The sequence below is a fragment of the Flavobacterium sp. 22659 genome (assembly GCF_052044235.1).
In the GTDB taxonomy this organism is placed as follows: Bacteria; Bacteroidota; Bacteroidia; order Flavobacteriales; family Flavobacteriaceae; genus Flavobacterium; species Flavobacterium johnsoniae.
The window spans coordinates 100,831-122,626 of sequence record NZ_JBQEMU010000006.1 but is presented as its reverse complement, the minus strand read 5'-3'; the positions used below and the strand labels follow the sequence as shown (position 1 = coordinate 122,626).

Sequence of the window (21,796 nt, the reverse complement as noted above, 5' to 3'; positions counted from 1 at the left end):
CTCACGCGAACGGATCGACGACAACATTTTCGTTCAGCATGTCATTGCGAGGAACGAAGCAACCTCTCTACAATTTGATTTAGCAACTGTGATTGCTTCGTTCCTCGCAATGACACAAAATGCTAAAAATCTACATTCTAAAATTCTGACGTAAAACAAGAAGCAGGCAGATTCGCTTTATTAAACAAATCCGGCTGAATTGTATTTCCCCAGGCAAATCTCACTTTTACCGGATTTGATACTTTTTTACTTGTCAAAATCACCTCGTTATTTTTAATTGAAGCTTCGGCTGGATAAAAAACTCCATCGGTTCCAGCTGCTTCAAACTGATTCGATTTTTTGTCTTTAAAATATAATCCCTCTGCATAATCAAAAGAAACTGTCACTTTATTTTTATTTGTTTTAATTTCTTTGAAAAGCGGTCCGTTAACCAAATTATGATTTGTTTTGTACGTTTCCGCCAAAGCCAGATCTGCCAAACGAATTCCAACCGACTTTTTGTTTTTTGGATGAATATCAATCGTATCTGAAATATCCGAAGTCAAAACCATTCCTGTTTTTGGAACTTCTTTTAAAATTTTTCTTTGAGAATTTCTAACCGTTACGTTCGAGAAATTATTTGTTCCGTTTTTATAAGGTGCAATCTGAACAAAATAAAAAGGAAATTCCTCATTCCAGGCTTTTCTCCATGAAGCAATCAAAGCCGAAAGCGTTTTATCGTAAACCAAAGAACCCACATTCGATTCGCCCTGATACCAGATTGTCCCTGCAATTTTAAATCCTGTAATTGGAGCAATCATAGCATTATAGGCACGTCCCAGCTGATGTGGTCCATATTCTTGTTCATTTAACTTCTTAGCATTTTCTAATAAAACTGGATCATTTTGAACGACTTCTTCCGGCATCCATATTTCGGCAGGAGTTCCGCCCCAGTTTGAAGAAATCAATCCAATTGGAACATTTTTTAAATCTTCGCGCAAACGTTTGGCAAAAAAATAACCAACAGCACTGAAATACTTCATGGTTTCCGGAGTCGATTCGACCCAATTTCCCAATACATTATTCTGCGGAGTTACGGCAGTAGATTTTGAAACCGTAAAAAATCGAATATTCGAATTTGCGGCATTTTTTACTTCTTCATCGCCATTCTCGATTCCCCAGCTGGCCGACATTTCCATATTCGACTGTCCGGAACAAACCCAGACTTCTCCAATTAAAATATTTTTAAGTACAACTTCATTATATCCTTTAATCGAAATTGTATAAGGTCCGCCCGCCTCAGGAGTTTTAATAATAAGTTCCCATTTCGCCTGATTATTGGCAACGGTTTTATATTCCTGATTGTTCCAGCCGGAAACTAGTTTAATTTCTTCTTTTGGATTTGCCCAGCCCCAGATTTTAACTTCAGAATTGCGCTGTAAAACCATATTATCTCCAAAAATATTAGGAAGCGTAATATTTGCCTTTACTGAAACACAAATCATTAAAAAGAAAACAAATAATAGATTATTTTTCATTTAAAAGCTTTTTTAAAAATGGTCCATATTCATCTGCCAGAACTTTATGATCAGCAACATCTGGATGACCTGTACAGCCTTTTGGCGTCATAGGTTTAAATTTGAAAATCTGAATTGCTTTGTGGTTTTTATCTTCTGCAAAAGCATTTTTTACTTTTTTGAGGCACTCTTCAAAAACTACTGCTTTTTCGCCGTTAACCATTGGACTGTTTGTAATGACGATCTGCACATTCGGATTATGTTCGTACAGCATTTTTATAAAATTGATGTAATTTGAAACATATTTAGCAGCATTAAAAGGCAGACGTTCTTTTTTGCCGTCTCCTCCCGAAAAATCATTTGTTCCTAAAGCAATACTGATAATATCAGGCTGAAAAGCAAAATCGTATTTAGGTTTTGAAGCATCTTTCGTCAGATATAAATTTGGATAAGCGTCTGGCATTATGACTTCATCTTTGTTTTCATCATTCCAGTTTCTGTACATTCCAATTCCCGAAACTGAACTCATTAAATATGCTGCTCCAATTGCTCTTGAAAGTGTTGGTCCATAAGCATAATAACCATTATGATGATCTAAATATTCACCTTTATCACAAGGAACATCAGACGGATCACTTGCGGCGCCACAGGTAATAGAATCTCCAATGAATTCGATTTTCTTTTTCTTTTTAAAAGAAATTGCAGTCAGTTTTGCTGTTGTTCCGGCAAATAAAATACCGCCGCTATGCGCTTCTGTATTTTTATAAATTTCTAAACGATGTTCTTTTTTATTTGAAGTTACTTGTATTGGAAATGACTGTACTGCCCCTTTTTCAATTCTGATTTTCCCAATATATTTTCCGTCCAAAACCAACTGGGCATAATTATGATGTTCATAAGAATCTACGCTTTGAAGTGAAATTGAACATTCGTTTCCTGTAAAATTAAAAGTTACAGAAGAAGCAGTTCCAATTAAAATGACGTTATCATTTTGAAGTTTATCTATTCGGCCTTGATATAAAAAAGTTTTATTTGAATTTTGACTTTGTGAATTCGAAATAAGTGAAATCAGCAAAAACGAAATTAAAACAGCTATTTTTTTAAGAAACATAATTTATTTGTTAAATCTAAATACGATTCACAAATATATTTGAAATGAATTACACAGAAAGATACTAAAATGTCAAAATGCAATAAAAAAACACCACATAAACACATCATTTAACGAGTAATTAATGCTTATTTGTATTTTTTAGGGTGTATTTATCCTTTTTAAAATGAAATAACAGTTTATATTTAGCGTTTCAATATATGATAAGACTAAAAAAAATGAGATCACGCCTATTATTTTTACTGCCTGTTATTTTACTTTCTTCTTTCACCCTAAAAAAGAAAGAACCGCAAATAGTCGTTAAAAACACTAAAATTCAGACAGAAATAAATCGTGATTCTATTATTGCTTTTGCTAAACAATATTTAGGAACTCCCTATGTTTATGCCAGCAGTGACCCAAAAAAAGGATTTGATTGTTCTGGTTTTGTGAGTTATGTTTTTAAAAATTTTGGCATGACTTTGCCAAGAAGTTCAAGCGGTTACAAGAACTTAGGGACTGCCTTAAAACCTGAAGATTTTAAAGTTGGAGATATTTTAGTTTTTTACGGATATAAAGACAGGACAGTTGTAGGCCATTTGGGAATCATCTGCGAAGCTAACGGAATGCAGTCTAAATTTATTCATGCTTCTTCTGGAAAAGCACAACAGGTAACTATAACAGCCCTTGATACAGAACATTATACCAAACGTTTTTATAAATGTATTGATGTTTTGCCTGAATAATTTTTCAGCCACAGATTAAACAGATTAACACAGATATTTTATAATCTCTTAAATCCTTTAATCCGCGGCAGTAGACAATAAACTTTTTTTGAAAATTTGGAATTTCAAAATTGGAGTTTAAATCTTTTTATTCTTCTGTCAATAATTTAAGCAGACTTTCATCTCTTTGATAAATGTCTTTATAAAAATTTAAATTGCCTTCGCGGTCTACCCATGCAGTAAAATATCCTATATAAACCGGGAATTTTTTCTTTATAGTGTACCAGTTTTCCTTTCCTGCATGCATGGCTTTATCAATTCGGGCTTCCGTCCATTTTGGATCTTCTTTTAATATTTCAATTGCCAGTTCTCGAGGTTTTGCTACACGCACGCATCCGTGGCTAAAGGCTCGGCTTTCTCTTTCAAACAAACTTTTTGAAGGCGTATCGTGCAGGTAAATATTGCTTGAATTTGGAAACAAAAATTTCACTAAACCAAGTGAATTATTTTTCCCTGGAAGCTGACGAACGGCGCCATTGTTCCATTCAAGGTTTTTCTGAGCCAGATAGTTTTTATTTTTAGCCATTCCGGGCTTTATCTCTTTAGCAATAATACTTGGAGGCACATTCCAGTACGGACTGAAAACAATATTACTCATTGTTCCGCTGAAAATAACGGTTTTGGTCATCGCTTTTCCAACCACAACCGGAGAAGTAAATGCAATTTGTCTGTCACGGATAAGATATAATTTAAATTCAGGAATATTTACTTCGATATACTGCTGTCCTTTTTCAAGTTTAGGATCAATCCATCGGCAGCGTTCCATATTTACAATAATGGTTTTAATACGGTCTGAAACCGGAATATTCAAATCGGTAATGTGTTCTGGAAGAATCGTATTTTTTGGTGCAAAACCATGATGCAGTTCATAACTTTTTAATCCTTTTATTAAAGTAGAATCGCAGACTGCACTTTTATTGTCTTCTTTAATATCCTGAGTAATAAAAAGTCTTTCTCTTATTTGAGAAACAATTGGAGATGAATCACCAAGTTTTAAACTCTTATAAGTATCATCAATTTCTATGGTTTTCCAGCCTCCATTTTTTTCTATTTCTCTATAACGTTTAAGAGCATCGCGCAGTTTGTAATACTGGCTGAACATTTTACTTTTCTTATCGTCGTTTATAGTCGATTTTTCAAAAATAGAATCAGAGAAAACCTGATAATTTAGTTTTTTTCTCGGCAGAAGCCATTCTAATGAAATCGAAGTTTTTTCATCAAATCCCCTGTATACTTTTTCGGCATAGTAGAAATACAAATTTGTAATCATTAAATCTGTATTCACTTTTGAAAGTTTATTATCAGCATTTCCTTCAAAAACAGCATTGATTTCTTTGTACGGAAAATTTGCTTTTAACCCTTCGTTTTCTAATCCTTTGTATTTATTAAACAAAGTATTTCCAAACTCGACTACACCTTTATTATCAAGCCATAATTGTGTCGCGTTTTTCTTTTTATATAAGGATTTAACCTGCTCTTCAAAATTTTTCAATTTCGGGTAAGTCTCATAAAAACTTGCAATAGCCGTTGTATCTATCGTAAGCCTGAGTTCAGGTACAACTGCTTTTTCTTTCTTTTGATTTTCTTCTTTTTTATCTCCTTTACAGGAAACTGCTAAAAAGAGAAACACAAAAGCGATAAATGAACACCAAATTTTCATACTATTTTTTTTGATAAAAGTAGAAAAGTTTTGATAAAAACAAAGCTCCTCAAAAAATAAAAAAACATTAAATTAAGACAAAAAAAGCTCCAAATACATTACATATTTGGAGCTGCCACGATATAACCAACCTATTTAAAACTTTTTAGATAACTGTACCTTTTAGAGTAAGGATTTTTGGAGCAGTTTCGGCACTAGTTGTTACTGTAACTGTTTTTGTAAAAGCGCCTTTGTTTGCTGCATTGTAAGTTGCTGTAACCTTTGCAGATTTTCCTGGTAAAATTGGTTCTTTGGTGTAATCTGTTGCTGTACAACCGCATGAACCCTGAACTTGTGTAATTACTACAGAAGTTTTTCCTGTATTTTTAAATTCATAAACAATCGCTTTTGGAGTTCCCTGCGGAATTTGTCCAACATCAATTGTTTCGGCTTTCCAAACAATTGTTGAAGCTGTTGTTCCTTCAATTTCTTTTTCATTTACAATTGACTGTACCGGAGCAATTGCCGAAAAAGACATTAGCCCTAAAGCCAAAGCAAGCATTGAGATTTTGATGATTTTCATAGTTAAATATATTAAATGGTTTAAAGTTCGATTTTCATATTACAAAGGTAATTCAGACAAAATCGAATCGCTGTTAACCGCTTTCAAATGTTTGTTAACGACTTGTTAATCGCTTTTTTTAAGTATATTTTTGATTAATATTACACTTTCTAAAGTCTGTTTTCTTGAAAATAAATAAACTCAATAGTATTATAGTTCTAGGACTTGTCGCCATAATAAGTATTTTGGTGGCACAATTGCTTTGGACTAAAGAAGCTTTTACGATTGAACAAAAAAAGCTGAGTCAAAAAGCGCATATTGCACTTCTGGAAGTTGCAAAAAAATTATATGAAGGAACCAATCATGAACTTCCGGCACAAAATCCTGTGCAAAAAATTGCCAACGATTATTATATAGTAAATGTCGACAATGAATTTGAGCCTGATATTCTGGAATTTTATCTCCTGACTGAATTCAAAAAAATGAATATCACGACAGATTTTGAATACGCTATGTACAATTGCCAGAGCGACGAAATGATTTATGGTGATTACATTTCTTTATCGCACAAAAAAAATCTGAGTGTAAAAAAACCGTCTATTTCCCTAAACATAAAAATCTGGTTTATTATTTTGCAGTTCGTTTTCCTAACGAAACCACTTATTTATTCAGTTCAATGCGGTTTTGGTTTATCCTTTCGATTGCTTTAATCTTGATTTTGTTGATTTACGTTTATTCGATTTTTACTCTTTTACAGCAAAAAAAATATTCAGAATTACAGCGTGATTTTATCAATAATATGACACATGAATTTAAAACTCCTCTGTCTTCTATTTTAATTGCTTCAAAATATTTAAGCGAACAAAGCCCGATTAAAGATGATAAGAAACTGTATACTTATACAGAAATCATTATTAATCAAAGCCACAAACTAAATCATCATGTAGAAAAAATTCTAAACGTTGCCAAATCAGATCATACTCCGTTAGAATTAAAAAAAGAAAGTGTTATAATTGTTCCGATAATCGAAGAAGCTATCGAAAATATCCAGTTAAAATGCCCGGAAGCTGTTATTCAAATTGAAAGTTCATCTAAAGAATATATATTAGAAACTGATGTTTTTCATTTTGCTAATTTGATTTACAACCTTTTAGACAATGCGATAAAATACTGCAATAAAAAACCAGAGATTACAATTAGAATCTCAGAAGAAAATTCGACTTTAAAACTAGAATTTATTGATAACGGAATTGGCATTTCTTCTAAAAAAATATCCTTTATATTTGATAAATTTTATCGCGTTCAAAACGAAAAGAGCAATGAAGTAAATGGTTTTGGACTTGGATTATACTATGTTAAAGAAATCTGCAGTCTGCAGAACTGGAAAATAAAAGCTGAAAATAATTCTGAAAACGGAGTTACTATAACTTTGTTAATTCCTTATAAAAAATGAAAAACTTCAAAATACTTTACACAGAAGACGATGAAACTCTGGCATTTTTAACCAAAGATAATCTGGAACAGAATAATTATGAAGTTATTCACTGCACCAATGGAAAATCTGGTTTGGAAACATTTAAAAATGAAGATTTTGATATTTGCATTTTTGACATTATGATGCCAAAAATGGACGGTTTTGAACTGGCCGAAGAAGTAAGAAAAATTGATAATGATGTACCTATTATTTTTCTTTCGGCTAAAACCTTAAAAGAAGACCGCATAAAAGGGCTTCGTCTTGGTGCCGATGATTATTTAGTAAAGCCTTTCAGCATTGAAGAATTAATTTTAAAGATTGAAGTTTTCCTGAAACGTTCACAGAAAAACAATAAAGTAGAAAAATCTGTATATGAAATTGGGAAATATCAATTTGATACCAAAAATTTTATTCTTTTTAATGAAGATGAAAAAGTGGGCCTTACACAACGCGAAGCCGAGTTACTGAAACTTTTTATAGACAATAAAAATCTGGTTTTAAAAAGAGAACAAATTTTAACTGCACTTTGGGGTACAGATGATTATTTTATGGGAAGAAGCCTTGATGTTTTTATTTCGCGTCTGCGCAAAATTTTAGCTAATGAAAAAGGTATTTCAATTGAAAACCTGCACGGAATTGGGTTTCGCTTTTCTATTGAATAAATAATAACAATTCTGTTAAAAATAAAGAAAAATCTGTAAAACAATTTTCAAAAAACTTTGTATTTTTAAGTTCTAATTTTCCCAGATATGAAAATACATCATTTGCGAAATGCCACATTGGTTATTGAAACAGAAGAGCATGTTATTCTGGTTGATCCAATGTTAGGAAAAAGAAAAACAATTGCGCCTTTCACAATTTTTCGTTACAAACCTAAGAGGAATCCGCTGGTAGCTTTGCCAAAAAACAGCAGAGAAATTTTGAGCAGAGTAACTCACTGCCTGATAACACATTTACACCCAGATCATATTGATAAGGCGGGCGAAGTATTTTTACGAAGAAAAAGTATCCCGGTTATCTGCAGTGCAAAAGATGAAAAATCTCTTTCATTAAGAGGTCTTAATATTATGCAGACTTTAAATTACTGGGAACCTCAGCCTTTTTTAGGAGGAAGAATTATTGGTATTCCTGCTCTTCACGGCTACGGTTTTATAGCAAAATTGATGGGAAATGTAATGGGTTTTTATGTTGAGCTTACCAACGAAAAATCAATTTATATAAGTTCAGACACTATTTTTACTGATGATGTACAAAAAGTATTGATAGAATTAAAACCAGACATTGCAACCGTTGCCTGCGGTACTGCCAGATTAGACATTGGCCAGCCATTGTTAATGCGTATGAATGATATTTTGAAATTTGCGGCTCTTGCACCCGGAAAAGTTTTTGCAAATCATCTGGAAGCTCTAAATCACTGTCCTACAACACGCGAAGAATTGAGAAGAGCTTTGACAGAAAATAATCTTTTATATAAAACTGCAATTCCAAGTGACGGAACCAGCGTTGAATATTTATAAAACAAGGAGTCCAAATTCTCGCAGTGTATTTACAGGTTTAGAATACCAAAACAATTCAAAATCGTCCAGCGAAGTTTCAAAATCATTTTTCACTTCCTGAAAATTGTAATTTTTTGTGTTAGAAATTGAAATTTTAGATAAAATCGATATCAGCCATTCGCCTTCTTCTTTGCTCGTTTGAACGGTAAAACTTTCTTTTTTATCATGAAAAGTCAGGGACATCATTTCCCAGCTTCTTCCTTTTTTCGATTTTGTAAAAAGTTCTGCAAAAGGTTTTCCGCCAAGCCAGACTACTTTTGCATTTGGTTTGGTATTAAAATCATTTTGTTCTTCGAGTGCATTAAAAATAAAATCAGGATGGATTTTAGTTTTTGGAATTTTAAAGTCGAACCAATCTTGTAATTCATAGTCAAAACAAATTCCGTGCATGAAATTAAAAAGCGATTTCTTTAATCCAAAACTAAATTTATCGTGATTGATTCCTGTTGAATCTGTATATTCAATATCATTATTAGCAAAAGTACCAATTAGTTCTGTTTTTTTGGTCACACCAAATTGTTCCGGATACAAACCAACGGGACTATGAGCTGTCAAAGCAAACTGATGCCAAAATCCTGACTGCAAAACTCCCGCCTCAAATAACTGACGAACCATTTCGAGACTGTCAATTGTTTCCTGAATGGTTTGTGTTGGATACCCGTACATTAAATACGCATGAACCATAATTCCGGCTTCGGTAAAATTTCGGGTTACTTTTGCGACTTGTTCAACCGTAACACCTTTATCAATTAATTTCAATAATCGGTCTGAAGCAACTTCTAAACCACCTGAAACGGCAATACAGCCAGAAGCTTTCAGCAACAAACATAAATCTTTTGAAAAGCTTTTTTCGAAACGAATGTTCGTCCACCAAGTTACGGCCAGTTTTCTTTTTAGAATTTCCAGCGCCAAAGCACGCATCAATGCCGGCGGTGCCGCTTCATCAACAAAATGAAATCCGTTTTGTCCTGTCTGTTCTATTAATTCTTCCATTCGATCGCAAAGCAGACTTGCCGCAACTGGCTCGTAAACTTTTATATAATCTAAGGAAATATCACAAAAAGTACATTTTCCCCAATAACAGCCGTGCGCCATCGTAAGTTTATTCCAACGCCCGTCACTCCACATTCTATGCATCGGATTTACAATTTCGATTACCGAAATGTATTTATCCAAAGGCAGATCAGAGTAATCTGGAGTTCCAACCTGAGATTGTTTGTAATCGTGTTTTAAAGAATTATTTTTATAAACTACTTCTCCATTTTCTAAAAGAAAAGTTCTTTTATAACGCTTCTCTTCACTTGACTCCGCTCGGGATGACAAATTATCAACAAGTTCTTCAATTGGAACTTCGCCATCATCTAAAGTAATAAAATCGAAAAACTCAAAAACACGTTTGTCTGAAAGTGAACGCAGTTCAGTATTTGGAAAACCGCCTCCCATTGAAATTTTAATTTCGGGATGATTTTGTTTTACCCATTGTGCAGATCGGAAAGCGCTGTATAAATTCCCCGGAAAAGGAACAGAAATTAAGAAAAAAGTTGGTTTTACTTCTTCGATTTTCTTTTTCAAAATAGAAATTAAAATCGAATCAATATAAGTTGGTTCTTTTTGAAGCTCGTTATACAATTCATCAAACGAATTAGCACTTCGTCCTAAACGTTCGGCATATCGGCTGAAGCCAAAATTTTCGTCGACACATTCTACAATAAAATCCGAAATATCTTCGAGATATAATGTTGCCAGGTGTTTTGCTTTATCCTGAGTTCCCATTGTTCCAAAAGCCCAATCGAGTTCTTCCAGCTGTGCAAAACGAGAAGCTTCGGGCAGGAAATCTTCCTGACAAATCTGTAAAGCCAAAGTTGGATTTTTTCCCTGCAGAAACTGAATTACAGAATCGATTGTTTTGATGTATTCGTCCTTTAAAGCAAAAATTCTTTTAGAATTATCTGAAATTTCAGCGTTCAAAACTTCAAACTTGAAACCTGAAACCTGAAACAAATCATAAAGTCCTTTTTTCGAAAACAATTCTAAAATAACATCAATACCCAAATCTGCCTGAACCGATTCGATATTTTTGGTATTTAGGAAACCTTTTATATACGCCGTTGCCGGATACGGAGTATTCAGTTGTGTAAATGGAGGCGTAATTACAAAAAGTTTCGTTTTCAAAAGGATTTATTTTTTTTGCAAAAATACGAGTTCTTTAGAGACTTTTATGGTAAAGATTTTAAAGTCGTTTTAAGTTTAATTTTTTTAATCAAAAAAATCCGCAATCCTGAGAATTATCAGGATTGCGGATTTTATATAAATCTTTAAAAATTCTAAAACTTATGTTCGTCTTTACTTATTACTAAAAATGAAATTAGAGAAATAAGTGCCGCAGTAACTAAATAGAACCCTACATAGCTCACATCGTATTTCTTTGCCAGCCAAATGGCAATCATAGGCGCAAAAGCAGCTCCTAGAATTCCTGCCATATTAAAAGTTAAAGATGCACCAGAATAACGAACGTTTGTTGGAAACAACTCTGATAAAAATGTTCCTAAAGGTCCATAAGTAAAGCCCATTAAAGCCATTCCTATACAGGCAAAAGTTGTTACTAAGGCAATATTTCCTGTACTCAAAAAGAATGAAAAGAAAAATCCAAAAACAGCAATTGCAGCCGTAGCCAGAATAAGCATTTTACGACGTCCTATTTTATCTGCCACAACAGCCGAAACCGGAATAAAAATGGCAAAAAACAATACTGAGAATAACTGAATTAATAATCCGTCTCTTTTAACAATTCCTAAGTCTGAAGTTGCCCAGCTCAATGTAAACACAGTCATTAAATAAAAAACCAGGAAAGTTGTAATTGCTGCAAACGTTCCAAAAATCAATTGGTTTTTATACGATTTTACTAATTCTAAAAAAGGAACTTTTACTTCCTCTTCATGCTTTTTAGCATTTTCAAAAGAAGGTGTTTCTGTAATTTTTGTTCGAATATAAAATCCTACGATTACCAAAAGCGCGCTGGCAATAAACGGAATTCTCCAGCCGTAATCCATAAAATCTTCATTGCTCATGGAATCTGTCAATAATAAAAAAGTCCCGCCCGAAAGCAATAATCCAATTGGAGCACCCAATTGCGGGAACATTCCGTACCAGGCACGTTTGTGCGGCGGTGCATTTTCTATTGCCAATAAAACCGCTCCTCCCCATTCTCCTCCTAAACCAACACCTTGCCCGAATCGGCATAGCATTAATAACAAAGGAGCAGCAACACCAATACTGGCATAACTTGGCAAGAAACCTATTGTTACGGTCGAGATACCCATTGTTAATAAGGCTGCAACCAAAGTAAATTTACGCCCGATTTTATCGCCGTAATGTCCAAAAAAAGCTGAACCTAACGGACGAGATAAAAACGCTATTGAAAAAGTAGCTAATGATTCCAGAGTCGCCATAGTCGAATCTGAACCCGGAAAAAATAATTGCGGGAAAACCAATACCGCAGCATTGGCATAAATATAAAAGTCAAAAAATTCAATTGTAGTTCCAATTAAAGAACCAAAAAGAACATGTTTTAATGAGTTATTCTTTTTCGGGTTAGTTTCCATGTAAAATAGATATATCTTTTTTTTGGTTACAAAAATATAGTTTCATTGTTAATATTTCACGTTTAGAACAATTAGTTTCAAAACACTTCTATATTTTTAACAAATTTGATATATTTTACATTTTAAAGAACATTAATTTATTTGAATTTAAAATACTGATTTTAGGAACTTTAAAATAAAAAGTAAAAATCAAATCATAAGCAATCGTTAAAACCGTTTTTAACTGTATATTTTCATTAAATTTACAGCTGTCAAAAATAAATTTAAAATTATGCCTACCGACTGTATCAGCTATCAAACCTCTGGATATTTTTCTAAATTGATACAAGATTATTTAGATCAAAAATCAGAATTAAAAACGCTGTACAACCATTTTCCAACATTGGAAAATTTCGAAAAACAAATTGCCGAAAAAGCTTCGAATTTTGATAACCATAATCGAATTGCATTAGTTAGTACCTTAAAAAAGCAATATCAAAACATCGAAATCTCGGATTCGACAAAACAAAACATTGAGCTTTTAGCACTCGAAAATACTTTTACAATAACAACAGGTCATCAGTTAAACTTATTTAGCGGGCCTTTGTATTTCTTATACAAAATCATTTCGACCATTAATCTTACCAAAGAATTAAAATCGAAATATCCATCTTATAATTTTGTTCCCGTTTATTGGATGGCAACAGAAGATCATGATTTTGAAGAAATCAATTATTTTAATTTTAAAGGAAAAAAATTCAGATGGAATAAAGAAAGTAATGGTCCGGTTGGCCGACTTTCAACTGAAGGTCTAGCTGAGTTTTTAGAAATTTATTCTTTAGAATTAGGTTCCAGTACGAATGCCAATACTTTAAAAAAGCTTTTTGAAGACACTTATTTAAAACACGATAATCTGGCTGATGCAACCCGATTTTTAGCCAACAGCTTATTTGCTAATTATGGTTTAGTAATTATCGATGCTGATGATGCTGATTTAAAACGTGCTTTTATTCCGTATGCTAAGGAAGAATTAGAAAAACAGACTTCATACAAAGCTGTTCAGGAAACAATTGAACAATTAAAAGAATACACCGTTCAGGTAAATCCGCGTGAGATTAATTTGTTTTATATTGAAGACAATCTGCGCGAAAGAATCATTTTTGAAGAAGATAAATATTTTGTAAACAATACAAAAATCTCGTTTTCTAAAGATCAAATTCTTTCTGAATTAGAAAATCATCCTGAAAAATTCAGTCCAAATGTGATTATGCGTCCGCTTTATCAGGAAATAATCCTGCCTAATTTATGTTACATTGGCGGAGGCGGAGAAATTGCTTATTGGCTGGAATTGAAATCTTTTTTCGATGCTGTAAACATCACTTTTCCGATGATTTTAGTTCGTAACTCTGTTCTTTTAGCAACAGAAAAACAAGCTAAAAAAGCAGACCAGTTAAACTTAAGCTGGAAAGACCTTTTTACCAAACAAGAAAATTTAGTAAACGCGATTACACATAAAATTTCTGCATTTCCAATTGACTTAACACCTCAAAAAGAAATATTGAAAACCCAATTTCAATATCTTTACGAATTAGCAGATCAAACCGACAAATCGTTTTCAGGAGCTGTAAAAGCACAAGAAGTAAAACAAACAAAAGGTCTTGAAAATCTTGAAAAACGTTTATTAAAAGCACAAAAAAGAAAACTGAGTGATCAATTGCAGCGCGTTATTGATTTACAATGCGAACTGTTCCCAAATAATAGTTTACAGGAACGTCAAAGTAATTTTTCTGAATTTTATCTGGAAAAAGGCGAACAATTGGTACCGCTTTTATTACAGAAACTGAAACCTTTAGAAATGAATTTTAACATTATAACAATTTAAAAAACAATAAAGTAATAATTCTGAGAACCAAATAACCACCTATCTTCTCTAAATTATTATCCTTCAAACCAAATAGCGATTTTTAAAATTATTAACTAACCAATTTACCCAAAACCAATGGTAAAAGAACGCTTAATTTCGCTAGATGTCTTTCGTGGACTAACAATTTTATTAATGACAATCGTAAACAATCCCGGCGACTGGGGAAATGTTTATCCGCCATTATTACACGCCGAATGGCACGGCTGCACTCCAACTGATTTAGTATTTCCGTTTTTCATTTTCATCATGGGAGTTGCTGTTCCTCTTGCAATGCCTGATAAATTTTATGACGGCACAACATTCAATAAAATCTTAGTTCGTTCTTTACGAATGCTTTGTTTGGGAATTTTCTTTAACTTTTTTGGAAAAATCCAGTTATTCGGACTCGAAGGAATTTCGCTTTTAATAGGCAGACTAGCAATAACTATTACTGTAGGTTATGCCTTAATGGGAAGTTTTAGTTCAAAAGTCAAAAACATTCTGGCATTTTCAATACTGTTTATTTATCTGTTTTTAGCTTACAGCGGTATTGAAGCTTATCATGATGTAAGACTTCCGGGAGTTTTACAGCGAATTGCAATTGTGTATTTTGTAGTTTCACTTTTGTATTTAAAAACCTCTCAAAGAACCCAGATCATAACCGGAATTGTTTTATTATTTGGTTATTGGGCAATCATGACTTTAATTCCTGTTCCCGGAATCGGCGAAGCCAATCTTGAAAAAGGAACCAATATGGCTTCATGGCTTGACAGCGTTTTGCTAAAAGGCCACATGTACCGCGGTACCGTAACCTGGGATCCGGAAGGAATTTTAAGTACACTTCCATCAATCGTAAACGGAATTATTGGTTTACTAATCGGACAGGTTTTACAGCGTGATACAACTAAAATTCTAAAAGCCCAGAAAATGGGAATTGCAGGAACGATTCTTATATTTTTTGGTTTAATGTGGGATTTGGTTTTTCCAATTAATAAGTCGATTTGGACAAGCAGTTATGTTTTATACACGACAGGATTGGCGACAGTGTTCCTGACAATTTTATACTACACCATCGATATTGCCGATTATAAAAAAGGATTCAAACCATTTTTAATCTGGGGTGTAAATCCAATGATTGTATTCTTTACTTCTCAGATTATTCCACAGGCATTGGTAATGATCGAGTTTCAAAACCCGCATAATCCTTCAGAAAAAATCAACTTATTAAATTATCTGTACAGCTTTTGGATTGCACCGTTTTTCAGCAATCCAATGACTGCTTCGCTCGCAGGCGCATTGGTTTACGTGTGCATCTGGACCTTTATTTTGTGGATATTCTACAGAAACAAATTAATATTCAAGGTTTAAAATTTTCATCATATAAGTTATTTAAGTTCATTTAAATAACACGTGCAGAATATCTCTGCAAAGTATAACGTATTTCTAAAATGAACTTAAATAACTTATATGATTTCAAAAAAACAACTTTTCTTACTCAAAACATTATTCTAACGTGTTTTAATTACGAATTAATTAAAATCAATTCACAAAAAAAGTCTACTTTTGCACAAAATTTAATAAAATAGAAAATGGCAACAAATAGAACTTTTACAATGATTAAGCCAGATGCTGTTGCAAACGGACACATCGGAAATATCTTAGCAATGATCACTAATGGTGGTTTCAAAATCGTTTCATTAAAATTAACTCAATTAACTGTAGCTGATGCTAAAGCATTTTACGCAGTTCACGCAGAAAGACCTTTCTACGGAGAATTAGTTGAATTCATGTCACGCGGACCAATTGTTGCTGCAATTTTAGAAAAAGACAACGCAGTAGAAGATTTCAGAACTTTAATTGGAGCTACAAATCCAGCTGAAGCTGCTGAAGGAACTATTCGTAAAGCATACGCAACTTCTATTGGAGAAAATGCAGTTCACGGTTCAGACAGCGACGAAAACGCTGCTATCGAAAGTGCATTCCACTTTGCTGGAAGAGAGCAATTCTAATAATTAGTTTTCAGTCACAGAATTCAGTGATTGTAAATCATAAAAAAAATCCTGTTTGTTATACAAACAGGATTTTTTTATTTCCTATAATAGATCAAGACTGAAAACTGCAACTAAAAATCAGCGTAATACTACATCCCTCACAACATCACGTCCTAATTCTTCATTAATCATTTTAACGATTTTTGATTTTCCATGACTTAACTCTTCTCTTAAAACAGCCGAACCAAGTTCAACATAAAGCGTACTCCCTTTTAAAACAACATTTCTGGTGTACGTATTCACGCCATTTCCCATTAGTTGTCTCCAAGCCTCACGCACATCAATTTGATCCATTCCAGGCTGTAATTTATTCACCTGAATAATCTGTTGCAAAACAGCCCCAATCGTACTTTCGTTATTTAGTCTTTTTGCCATCGTTTAAAATATTTACTGGTCCTGCTTTTTTATAATGATATTCTTTGTTCTGATCATTTTTTACCACAAAAGTTTCGTCTGAAATCGAAATCAATTCCTCACTCCATTTTGCGTAATCTGTTTTGTAATCCAGAAAAGTTCCTTTGTCTGTAAATCGAACCGAAACATTTTCAAAAGTATCCGTTGTCAAAAAAGTGCCGTCAAGCTGCGCCATTACTTTTGTACGCGTTCCTTTATTGCCTTTAATCTGGAAATAATCAAAATTCTCGTTCATACCGTAAACCTTATCTTCACCTTTATCAAAAACTACTTTTTCAATTTCCCAATATCCGTTTAGTTTTGCAATATCTGCCGGTTTTATTTCCTGTTTACAGCTTGCAAACAAAAGCGATAAAACCAAAATCATAAAAGTGTTTTTCATAATAATTATAATATTAATAAGGAGCTGATCCTGCTGTCTGCTATATCTTTTCCCGGCTAAAGAAGCCAGAAAAAGGATACCGCTCCCATCAGGGCTGTGGCTTCCGTTTTCAAAAGAAATTTAGTGAATACAAAGGTAACTTTATATCATTTAAAAGAAACAAAAAAATCATAAAACCCATTAAACTATTTTACATATTTTTGGTCAAAGCCCTAAACCAAAAACATAAACTATGACCAAAACCATCTGCACATTACTGACAGCCCTATTTTTAATAAGCTGCAGTAAAGATTCAGCCGAACCAGAGCAAAATCCAGACTCGGCAGAAACCATGTACTTTCCTCCATTAACAGGAACTGTCTGGGAAACAAAATCAATCGCCGACTTAAAATGGAATCAGAACGCCGTACAGCCGCTTTTAGATTATCTGGAACTTAAACATTCTAAATCGTTTATTATTTTAGTAAATGGCCGAATTGTTCTGGAAAATTATTTCAACGGACATAGCTCCTCAACAAACTGGTACTGGGCGAGCGCCGGAAAAACATTAACTTCGACAGTTACCGGAATTGCTCAGCAGGAAAATCTGCTAAATATTAACAATAAGGTTTCACAGTATTTAGGAACCGGATGGACCAGTGAAACATTAACACAGGAAAATTTAATTACCTGCAAACATTTACTCACAATGACATCTGGACTTGATGACAGCACTGATGATGTTGATCCTGCCTCTTTAAAATACAAAGCCGATGCAGGAACACGCTGGGCTTACCATAATGTATATGTAAAACTGCAGGATGTGGTGGCAAAAGCAAGCGGACAAACCTGGGGAAATTATTTCAACGCTAAATTAAGAGACAAAATAGGAATGAATGGAACTTGGGTTCAGCTTGGCGTAAACAGCGTTTATACGAGCACAACAAGAAGCATGGCACGTTTTGGATTATTAATGCTGAATAAAGGAAAATGGGAAAACAATATTATTTTAAATGAAGCTTATTTTAACGAAGCAACAACCACTTCTCAAAATATTAATCTAGGATACGGTTATTTGTGGTGGTTAAATGGAAAAAGCTCTTATCATTTACCGCAGTCACAACTTACTTTTCAGGGAAGCATAATCCCAACAGGACCAAGTGATATGTTTATGGCTTTAGGAAAAAACGATCAAAAAATCTATGTAATTCCAAGCAAAAATATGGTTGCCATTCGAATGGGAGACGCAGCAGATGATGAAAATCTTGCATTATCTGATTTTGACAAAGTCCTCTGGGAGAAAATCAGTGCTTTGTACAAATAAAAGCAAATAAAAAATCCGAGAATACTTTATCAAACTAAAATATCCTCGGATTTTTTTTTAAACATAATGTTTTATCGCTTCGTTTTAAGTCTTTTCAAAATTCCCATAAAGAAAAAAACAACTCCCAAAACTAATAAAATATAGTAAAAAGAAAGGCTTTTATCTCTGGTAACATTTGCTAAAACAAAGCACACAACACTCACAAAATAAAAAGTAAGCGGTGTAATATTTTTAAAAGATTCTAAACTCATTATAAATTATTTAAAGAAACTGTCAACGAATTCATATTTATTAAAGACTTGTAAATCTTCAATTCCTTCGCCTACACCAATATATTTTACCGGAATTTGAAACTGGTCAGAAATACCAATTACAACACCGCCTTTTGCTGTTCCGTCTAATTTTGTAACTGCAAGTGAAGTTACTTCTGTCGCAGCGGTAAATTGTTTTGCCTGTTCAAAAGCATTTTGACCTGTTGAACCGTCTAAAACCAAAAGTACATCATGAGGCGCATCTGCAACTACTTTTTGCATAACACGTTTTACTTTAGAAAGCTCATTCATTAAATTGATTTTATTATGCAAACGTCCGGCAGTATCAATAATTACAACATCAGCATTTTGAGCCACAGCAGACTGCAGGGTATCAAAAGCTACAGAAGCCGGATCACTTCCCATATTTTGTCTTACAATTGGAACATTTACACGATCTGCCCAAACTTGCAGCTGATCTATCGCAGCGGCACGGAAAGTATCGGCTGCACCTAAAACAACTTTATAACCTGCTTTTTTGAACTGATAAGCCAGTTTGCCAATTGTGGTCGTTTTCCCAACACCATTTACTCCAACAACCATTAAAACATAAGGTTTTTTATCTTTTGGAATTTCAAATTCTGTTGCTTCACCTGTATTGGTTTCAGACAATAAACCGCCAATTTCATCACGAAGAATTTGATTTAATTCATCTGTTCCTAAATATTTGTCTTCGGCAACGCGTTTTTCGATTCTTTCGATAATTTTCAGCGTGGTGTTTACTCCAACATCTGAACCTACCAAAACTTCTTCAAGATTGTCTAAAACGTCATCATCGACTTTAGATTTTCCTGCAACAGCTTTGCTTAACTTAGAGAAAAAAGTAGTTTTTGTTTTTTCAAGACCTTTATCTAAAGTCTCTTTTTTTTCGGTAGAGAATAATTTTTTAAAAAAACTCATTTTTAATTTATTGTTAGTTTTAGATTGTTCTTGAGTTTTGAAACAATCCTGATGTTTATAGAACGCGTATTGTTTTTAATCTAACCCCGACAGGATCGATATCCTTTGCCTGGCTTTTTTTAGACAGGTAAAGATAAAGAGTATGGCGGGAACAAATGTTTAAAAAAAACACAATTTGTGGTGTTTCTATAAAATTTTAAACAAATATAAAAATAAAAAAGCTACTTCCGAAAGAAAGTAGCTTTTCTATATATTGTATTTGTAATTATTTCTTTTTCAAGAATTCATCAACTAATTCAGGAGCCATAATAGATTCTACGAATATATATGCACCAGTTTTTGGAGATTTTACCATTTTGATGGCTTTTGATAATCTCTTAGAAGATGTTTGTAACGATGCTACGGTTTTCTTTGCCATGATTCAAATGTTATTTGAAGTTTTTATAAAACTCAAATGGCAAACAACCATTGAGATTTACAAAATCTCTAATTATTACTTAATTTCTTTATGAACAGTTACTCTTTTTAAGATTGGATTAAATTTTTTAATCTCTAATCTGTCTGGAGTATTTTTTTTGTTCTTAGTTGTAATATATCTAGAAGTTCCTGGAACACCAGAAGTCTTGTGCTCAGTACATTCTAAAATTACTTGGATTCTATTACCTTTCTTTGCCATCTTGCTATATATTTATTTAGGAAAAGATTATTTGATAAATCCTTCTGACTGCGCTTTTTTCAAAACAGCAGTGATTCCATTTTTATTAATTGTTTTTATCGTAGATGCTGCTACTCTAAGAGTAATCCATCTATCTTCTTCTGGAAGATAAAAACGCTTTTTAACTAAGTTTACAGAAAACTTTCTCTTAGTTTTGTTCATAGCGTGAGAAACGTTATTTCCTACCATCGCTCTTTTACCTGTAAGGTCACAAACTCTTGACATTATACTTATCTTTTATCGTTATTCAAAATCAGGGTGCAAAGAAAAGAAAAATAAACCATTGTAGCAAAAAATTATTGCACAATTTTTAAAATTTCTTTCTGTAATATTTCTAAACTCTTAATAGTCGCCCTATCTATCACTTTTTCACGCGGTTGTCCAAAGTTAAATTCTTCTGTAATTACTCCGTTTGGTGTTGCCAAAGCAATAAAAACAGTTCCAATTTCAGCTTCTGAGTCACCTTTTGACGGACCTGCATTTCCGGTTGTTGCAATTGCATAGTCTGTTTTTAGTATGTTTTTCACATTCAAAGCCATAGCTGCCGCAACCTCAGCACTTACTACCGAAAACTGGTCTATTAAATCCTGCGAAACTCCCAAAACATTAACCTTTGCTTCTGTTGCATACGAAACAACACTTCCTTTAAAATATACCGAAGCGCCCTGAACAGATGCCAAAAGCGACGCAACTTTTCCTCCTGTACAGCTTTCTGCAGTCGAAACGGTTTTATTTTGTTTGGCCAGCAGTTTCCCTACTACAGTTTCGATGGTTTCATTTTCTTCATAACCAACTATAATGTCATGAATTATAGCATCAAGCGACTGAACATTTTCTTCTATTGCTTTTTCAAGCTCTTCTTTATCTGTTCCGCGGGCCGTCATACGAAGGCGGACTCTTCCCGGATTTGGCAGATAAGCCAGTTTTATAAATTCAGGCAGGTTGTTTTCCCAGTTTTCAATACGTTCTGCGACTAAACTTTCACCCTGACCGTACGTTAAAATGGTTTTATGAATTATATATGGGCGTTTATATTCTTTTACAATTTTTGGTATTATTTCGTTTTCTACCAGATATTTCATTTCATACGGAACTCCCGGAAGTGAAACAAACACTGTGTTTTCCTTTTTCATCCACATACCCGGAGCTGTTCCCATTTTATTATGAAGAACGGTGCATTTTGACGGAACAAGTGCCTGATCTTTATTTAACTGCGAAATTGGTCTTTTATAAAATCCTTCGATAAGTTCTGTTACGTGAGCCAAAACTTCTGGATTTACCACCAGTTCATCATCAAAATATTCGCAGAAAGTTTTTTTGGTAACATCATCTTTTGTAGGTCCAAGACCGCCTGTTACAATTACAACATCTACTTTATTCTGTAATTGTGCAAAAGTGTTTAAAATATGCTGTTTATCATCGCTTATCGAAATCATTTCATACGTTTCGACACCAATTCTATCCAGCTCTTTAGCTATAAAATTTGAATTTGTATCTACAATTTGACCAATTAAAATTTCATCTCCAATGGTAACTATTGTTGCTTTCATAGTATTAAAAGTTTTACTTATAAAGTTATAAGTTTATTTATGAAGTAGGATTGCGGAAATGATTTGAGGCAGGAAACAAAGAAA

Annotated in this window: 23 protein-coding genes; 9 read left to right on the top strand and 14 right to left on the bottom strand. The window is 33.4% G+C overall.

Annotated features, from left to right (window positions below):
• Positions 1–137: 137 nt before the first annotated feature.
• Together ACTJIW_RS08730 and ACTJIW_RS08725 are read right to left on the bottom strand one after the other, a co-directional pair.
• On the bottom strand, positions 138–1,517 hold the full coding sequence (locus ACTJIW_RS08730; protein ID WP_440715205.1) for a sialate O-acetylesterase: 1,380 nt from the start codon (positions 1,515–1,517) through the stop codon (positions 138–140).
• Complete coding sequence (locus ACTJIW_RS08725; protein WP_440715206.1) at positions 1,507–2,607, bottom strand: GDSL-type esterase/lipase family protein; 1,101 nt, start codon at positions 2,605–2,607, stop codon at positions 1,507–1,509. Before ACTJIW_RS08725 ends, ACTJIW_RS08730 begins: the two co-directional genes overlap by 11 nt.
• 218 nt (positions 2,608–2,825) lie before the next feature.
• Between ACTJIW_RS08725 and ACTJIW_RS08720 the strand changes: the two genes are divergently transcribed.
• Entirely contained in the window at positions 2,826–3,332 is a 507-nt protein-coding gene (locus ACTJIW_RS08720; RefSeq protein ID WP_149206446.1) for a C40 family peptidase, read from the top strand.
• 127 nt (positions 3,333–3,459) lie between these two features.
• On the opposite strand, the gene ACTJIW_RS08715 is transcribed toward ACTJIW_RS08720, so the two are convergent.
• The gene (locus tag ACTJIW_RS08715; RefSeq protein WP_440715207.1) at positions 3,460–5,031 is read right to left on the bottom strand and encodes a L,D-transpeptidase family protein; all 1,572 of its coding nucleotides are present in this window, start codon (positions 5,029–5,031) and stop codon (positions 3,460–3,462) included.
• Positions 5,032–5,176: 145 nt separating this feature from the next.
• The gene (locus ACTJIW_RS08710; RefSeq protein ID WP_073408830.1) at positions 5,177–5,593 is read right to left on the bottom strand and encodes a DUF1573 domain-containing protein; all 417 of its coding nucleotides are present in this window, start codon (positions 5,591–5,593) and stop codon (positions 5,177–5,179) included.
• 164 nt (positions 5,594–5,757) lie between these two features.
• On the opposite strand from ACTJIW_RS08710, the gene ACTJIW_RS08705 reads away from it, so the two are divergent.
• The 4 genes from ACTJIW_RS08705 to ACTJIW_RS08690 all read left to right on the top strand — a co-directional run bounded on the left by ACTJIW_RS08705 (position 5,758) and on the right by ACTJIW_RS08690 (position 8,563).
• Positions 5,758–6,282, top strand: a complete 525-nt coding sequence (locus tag ACTJIW_RS08705) for a hypothetical protein (protein ID WP_440715208.1) — start codon at positions 5,758–5,760, stop codon at positions 6,280–6,282.
• An 11-nt stretch (positions 6,283–6,293) separates the two neighbouring features.
• Positions 6,294–7,025 (top strand): sensor histidine kinase, encoded by a 732-nt coding sequence (locus ACTJIW_RS08700; RefSeq protein WP_440715209.1) that lies wholly within the window; start codon positions 6,294–6,296, stop codon positions 7,023–7,025.
• Complete coding sequence (locus ACTJIW_RS08695) at positions 7,022–7,708, top strand: response regulator transcription factor (protein WP_073408735.1); 687 nt, start codon at positions 7,022–7,024, stop codon at positions 7,706–7,708. The genes ACTJIW_RS08700 and ACTJIW_RS08695 overlap by 4 nt, the downstream gene beginning before the upstream one ends.
• A gap of 87 nt (positions 7,709–7,795) precedes the next feature.
• Entirely contained in the window at positions 7,796–8,563 is a 768-nt protein-coding gene (locus ACTJIW_RS08690) for an MBL fold metallo-hydrolase (RefSeq protein WP_073408736.1), read from the top strand.
• Here ACTJIW_RS08690 and ACTJIW_RS08685 read toward each other — a convergent pair.
• Together ACTJIW_RS08685 and ACTJIW_RS08680 are read right to left on the bottom strand one after the other, a co-directional pair.
• The gene (locus tag ACTJIW_RS08685; RefSeq protein ID WP_440715210.1) at positions 8,558–10,774 is read right to left on the bottom strand and encodes a B12-binding domain-containing radical SAM protein; all 2,217 of its coding nucleotides are present in this window, start codon (positions 10,772–10,774) and stop codon (positions 8,558–8,560) included. The two genes, ACTJIW_RS08690 and ACTJIW_RS08685, sit on opposite strands and share 6 nt — an antisense overlap.
• 152 nt (positions 10,775–10,926) lie before the next feature.
• Positions 10,927–12,204, bottom strand: a complete 1,278-nt coding sequence (locus tag ACTJIW_RS08680) for an MFS transporter (RefSeq protein ID WP_440715211.1) — start codon at positions 12,202–12,204, stop codon at positions 10,927–10,929.
• Positions 12,205–12,475: 271 nt separating this feature from the next.
• Between ACTJIW_RS08680 and bshC the strand changes: the two genes are divergently transcribed.
• From bshC to ACTJIW_RS08665, 3 genes are all read left to right on the top strand, one after another.
• The gene (gene bshC, locus ACTJIW_RS08675; protein WP_440715212.1) at positions 12,476–14,065 is read left to right on the top strand and encodes a bacillithiol biosynthesis cysteine-adding enzyme BshC; all 1,590 of its coding nucleotides are present in this window, start codon (positions 12,476–12,478) and stop codon (positions 14,063–14,065) included.
• A gap of 117 nt (positions 14,066–14,182) precedes the next feature.
• Positions 14,183–15,454: an acyltransferase family protein gene (locus tag ACTJIW_RS08670; RefSeq protein WP_440715213.1), complete on the top strand. Its 1,272-nt coding sequence runs from the start codon at positions 14,183–14,185 to the stop codon at positions 15,452–15,454.
• 221 nt (positions 15,455–15,675) lie between these two features.
• A complete protein-coding gene (locus ACTJIW_RS08665) occupies positions 15,676–16,095 on the top strand; it encodes a nucleoside-diphosphate kinase (RefSeq protein ID WP_012026941.1) in 420 nt (139 codons plus the stop codon).
• A gap of 120 nt (positions 16,096–16,215) precedes the next feature.
• Here ACTJIW_RS08665 and ACTJIW_RS08660 read toward each other — a convergent pair whose 3' ends face one another.
• Positions 16,216–16,512, bottom strand: a complete 297-nt coding sequence (locus ACTJIW_RS08660) for a DUF721 domain-containing protein (RefSeq protein WP_012026942.1) — start codon at positions 16,510–16,512, stop codon at positions 16,216–16,218.
• Positions 16,493–16,933: a hypothetical protein gene (locus tag ACTJIW_RS08655; RefSeq protein WP_121360363.1), complete on the bottom strand. Its 441-nt coding sequence runs from the start codon at positions 16,931–16,933 to the stop codon at positions 16,493–16,495. Before ACTJIW_RS08655 ends, ACTJIW_RS08660 begins: the two co-directional genes overlap by 20 nt.
• Before the next feature lie 232 nt (positions 16,934–17,165).
• Here ACTJIW_RS08655 and ACTJIW_RS08650 point away from each other — a divergent pair, with 232 nt between their 5' ends.
• Positions 17,166–18,236 carry a serine hydrolase domain-containing protein gene (locus ACTJIW_RS08650; RefSeq protein ID WP_440715214.1) on the top strand — a complete coding sequence of 357 codons (1,071 nt, stop codon included), beginning with the start codon at positions 17,166–17,168 and terminating at the stop codon, positions 18,234–18,236.
• 71 nt (positions 18,237–18,307) lie between these two features.
• Here the strand turns inward: ACTJIW_RS08650 and ACTJIW_RS08645 are convergent, their stop codons facing one another.
• The 6 genes from ACTJIW_RS08645 to ACTJIW_RS08620 all read right to left on the bottom strand — a co-directional run bounded on the left by ACTJIW_RS08645 (position 18,308) and on the right by ACTJIW_RS08620 (position 21,712).
• On the bottom strand, positions 18,308–18,487 hold the full coding sequence (locus ACTJIW_RS08645) for a hypothetical protein (protein WP_044048176.1): 180 nt from the start codon (positions 18,485–18,487) through the stop codon (positions 18,308–18,310).
• Positions 18,488–18,493: 6 nt separating this feature from the next.
• Positions 18,494–19,447 (bottom strand): signal recognition particle-docking protein FtsY, encoded by a 954-nt coding sequence (gene ftsY / locus ACTJIW_RS08640; RefSeq protein ID WP_012026945.1) that lies wholly within the window; start codon positions 19,445–19,447, stop codon positions 18,494–18,496.
• A 265-nt stretch (positions 19,448–19,712) separates the two neighbouring features.
• Positions 19,713–19,865, bottom strand: a complete 153-nt coding sequence (locus ACTJIW_RS08635) for a DUF4295 domain-containing protein (RefSeq protein WP_012026946.1) — start codon at positions 19,863–19,865, stop codon at positions 19,713–19,715.
• Positions 19,866–19,940: 75 nt separating this feature from the next.
• Positions 19,941–20,123: a 50S ribosomal protein L33 gene (gene rpmG, locus ACTJIW_RS08630; RefSeq protein ID WP_008253902.1), complete on the bottom strand. Its 183-nt coding sequence runs from the start codon at positions 20,121–20,123 to the stop codon at positions 19,941–19,943.
• 27 nt (positions 20,124–20,150) lie between these two features.
• Positions 20,151–20,387: a 50S ribosomal protein L28 gene (gene rpmB, locus ACTJIW_RS08625; protein ID WP_008468080.1), complete on the bottom strand. Its 237-nt coding sequence runs from the start codon at positions 20,385–20,387 to the stop codon at positions 20,151–20,153.
• A 71-nt stretch (positions 20,388–20,458) separates the two neighbouring features.
• Positions 20,459–21,712: a competence/damage-inducible protein A gene (locus ACTJIW_RS08620; protein ID WP_440715215.1), complete on the bottom strand. Its 1,254-nt coding sequence runs from the start codon at positions 21,710–21,712 to the stop codon at positions 20,459–20,461.
• Between the last annotated feature and the right edge of the window lie 84 nt (positions 21,713–21,796).

Excerpts from the sequence above, each read along its gene's own strand:
- ACTJIW_RS08730 (WP_440715205.1), bottom strand. The coding sequence starts at position 1,517 with ATGAAAAATAATCTATTATTTGTTTTCTTTTTAATGATTTGTGTTTCA.
- ACTJIW_RS08725 (WP_440715206.1), bottom strand. The coding sequence starts at position 2,607 with ATGTTTCTTAAAAAAATAGCTGTTTTAATTTCGTTTTTGCTGATTTCA.
- ACTJIW_RS08720 (WP_149206446.1), top strand. The coding sequence starts at position 2,826 with ATGAGATCACGCCTATTATTTTTACTGCCTGTTATTTTACTTTCTTCT.
- ACTJIW_RS08715 (WP_440715207.1), bottom strand. The coding sequence starts at position 5,031 with ATGAAAATTTGGTGTTCATTTATCGCTTTTGTGTTTCTCTTTTTAGCA.
- ACTJIW_RS08710 (WP_073408830.1), bottom strand. The coding sequence starts at position 5,593 with ATGAAAATCATCAAAATCTCAATGCTTGCTTTGGCTTTAGGGCTAATG.
- ACTJIW_RS08695 (WP_073408735.1), top strand. The coding sequence starts at position 7,022 with ATGAAAAACTTCAAAATACTTTACACAGAAGACGATGAAACTCTGGCA.
- ACTJIW_RS08690 (WP_073408736.1), top strand. The coding sequence starts at position 7,796 with ATGAAAATACATCATTTGCGAAATGCCACATTGGTTATTGAAACAGAA.
- ACTJIW_RS08680 (WP_440715211.1), bottom strand. The coding sequence starts at position 12,204 with ATGGAAACTAACCCGAAAAAGAATAACTCATTAAAACATGTTCTTTTT.
- bshC (WP_440715212.1), top strand. The coding sequence starts at position 12,476 with ATGCCTACCGACTGTATCAGCTATCAAACCTCTGGATATTTTTCTAAA.
- ACTJIW_RS08670 (WP_440715213.1), top strand. The coding sequence starts at position 14,183 with ATGGTAAAAGAACGCTTAATTTCGCTAGATGTCTTTCGTGGACTAACA.
- ACTJIW_RS08665 (WP_012026941.1), top strand. The coding sequence starts at position 15,676 with ATGGCAACAAATAGAACTTTTACAATGATTAAGCCAGATGCTGTTGCA.
- ACTJIW_RS08660 (WP_012026942.1), bottom strand. The coding sequence starts at position 16,512 with ATGGCAAAAAGACTAAATAACGAAAGTACGATTGGGGCTGTTTTGCAA.
- ACTJIW_RS08655 (WP_121360363.1), bottom strand. The coding sequence starts at position 16,933 with ATGAAAAACACTTTTATGATTTTGGTTTTATCGCTTTTGTTTGCAAGC.
- ACTJIW_RS08650 (WP_440715214.1), top strand. The coding sequence starts at position 17,166 with ATGACCAAAACCATCTGCACATTACTGACAGCCCTATTTTTAATAAGC.
- ACTJIW_RS08645 (WP_044048176.1), bottom strand. The coding sequence starts at position 18,487 with ATGAGTTTAGAATCTTTTAAAAATATTACACCGCTTACTTTTTATTTT.
- ftsY (WP_012026945.1), bottom strand. The coding sequence starts at position 19,447 with ATGAGTTTTTTTAAAAAATTATTCTCTACCGAAAAAAAAGAGACTTTA.
- ACTJIW_RS08635 (WP_012026946.1), bottom strand. The coding sequence starts at position 19,865 with ATGGCAAAGAAAACCGTAGCATCGTTACAAACATCTTCTAAGAGATTA.
- rpmG (WP_008253902.1), bottom strand. The coding sequence starts at position 20,123 with ATGGCAAAGAAAGGTAATAGAATCCAAGTAATTTTAGAATGTACTGAG.
- rpmB (WP_008468080.1), bottom strand. The coding sequence starts at position 20,387 with ATGTCAAGAGTTTGTGACCTTACAGGTAAAAGAGCGATGGTAGGAAAT.
- ACTJIW_RS08620 (WP_440715215.1), bottom strand. The coding sequence starts at position 21,712 with ATGAAAGCAACAATAGTTACCATTGGAGATGAAATTTTAATTGGTCAA.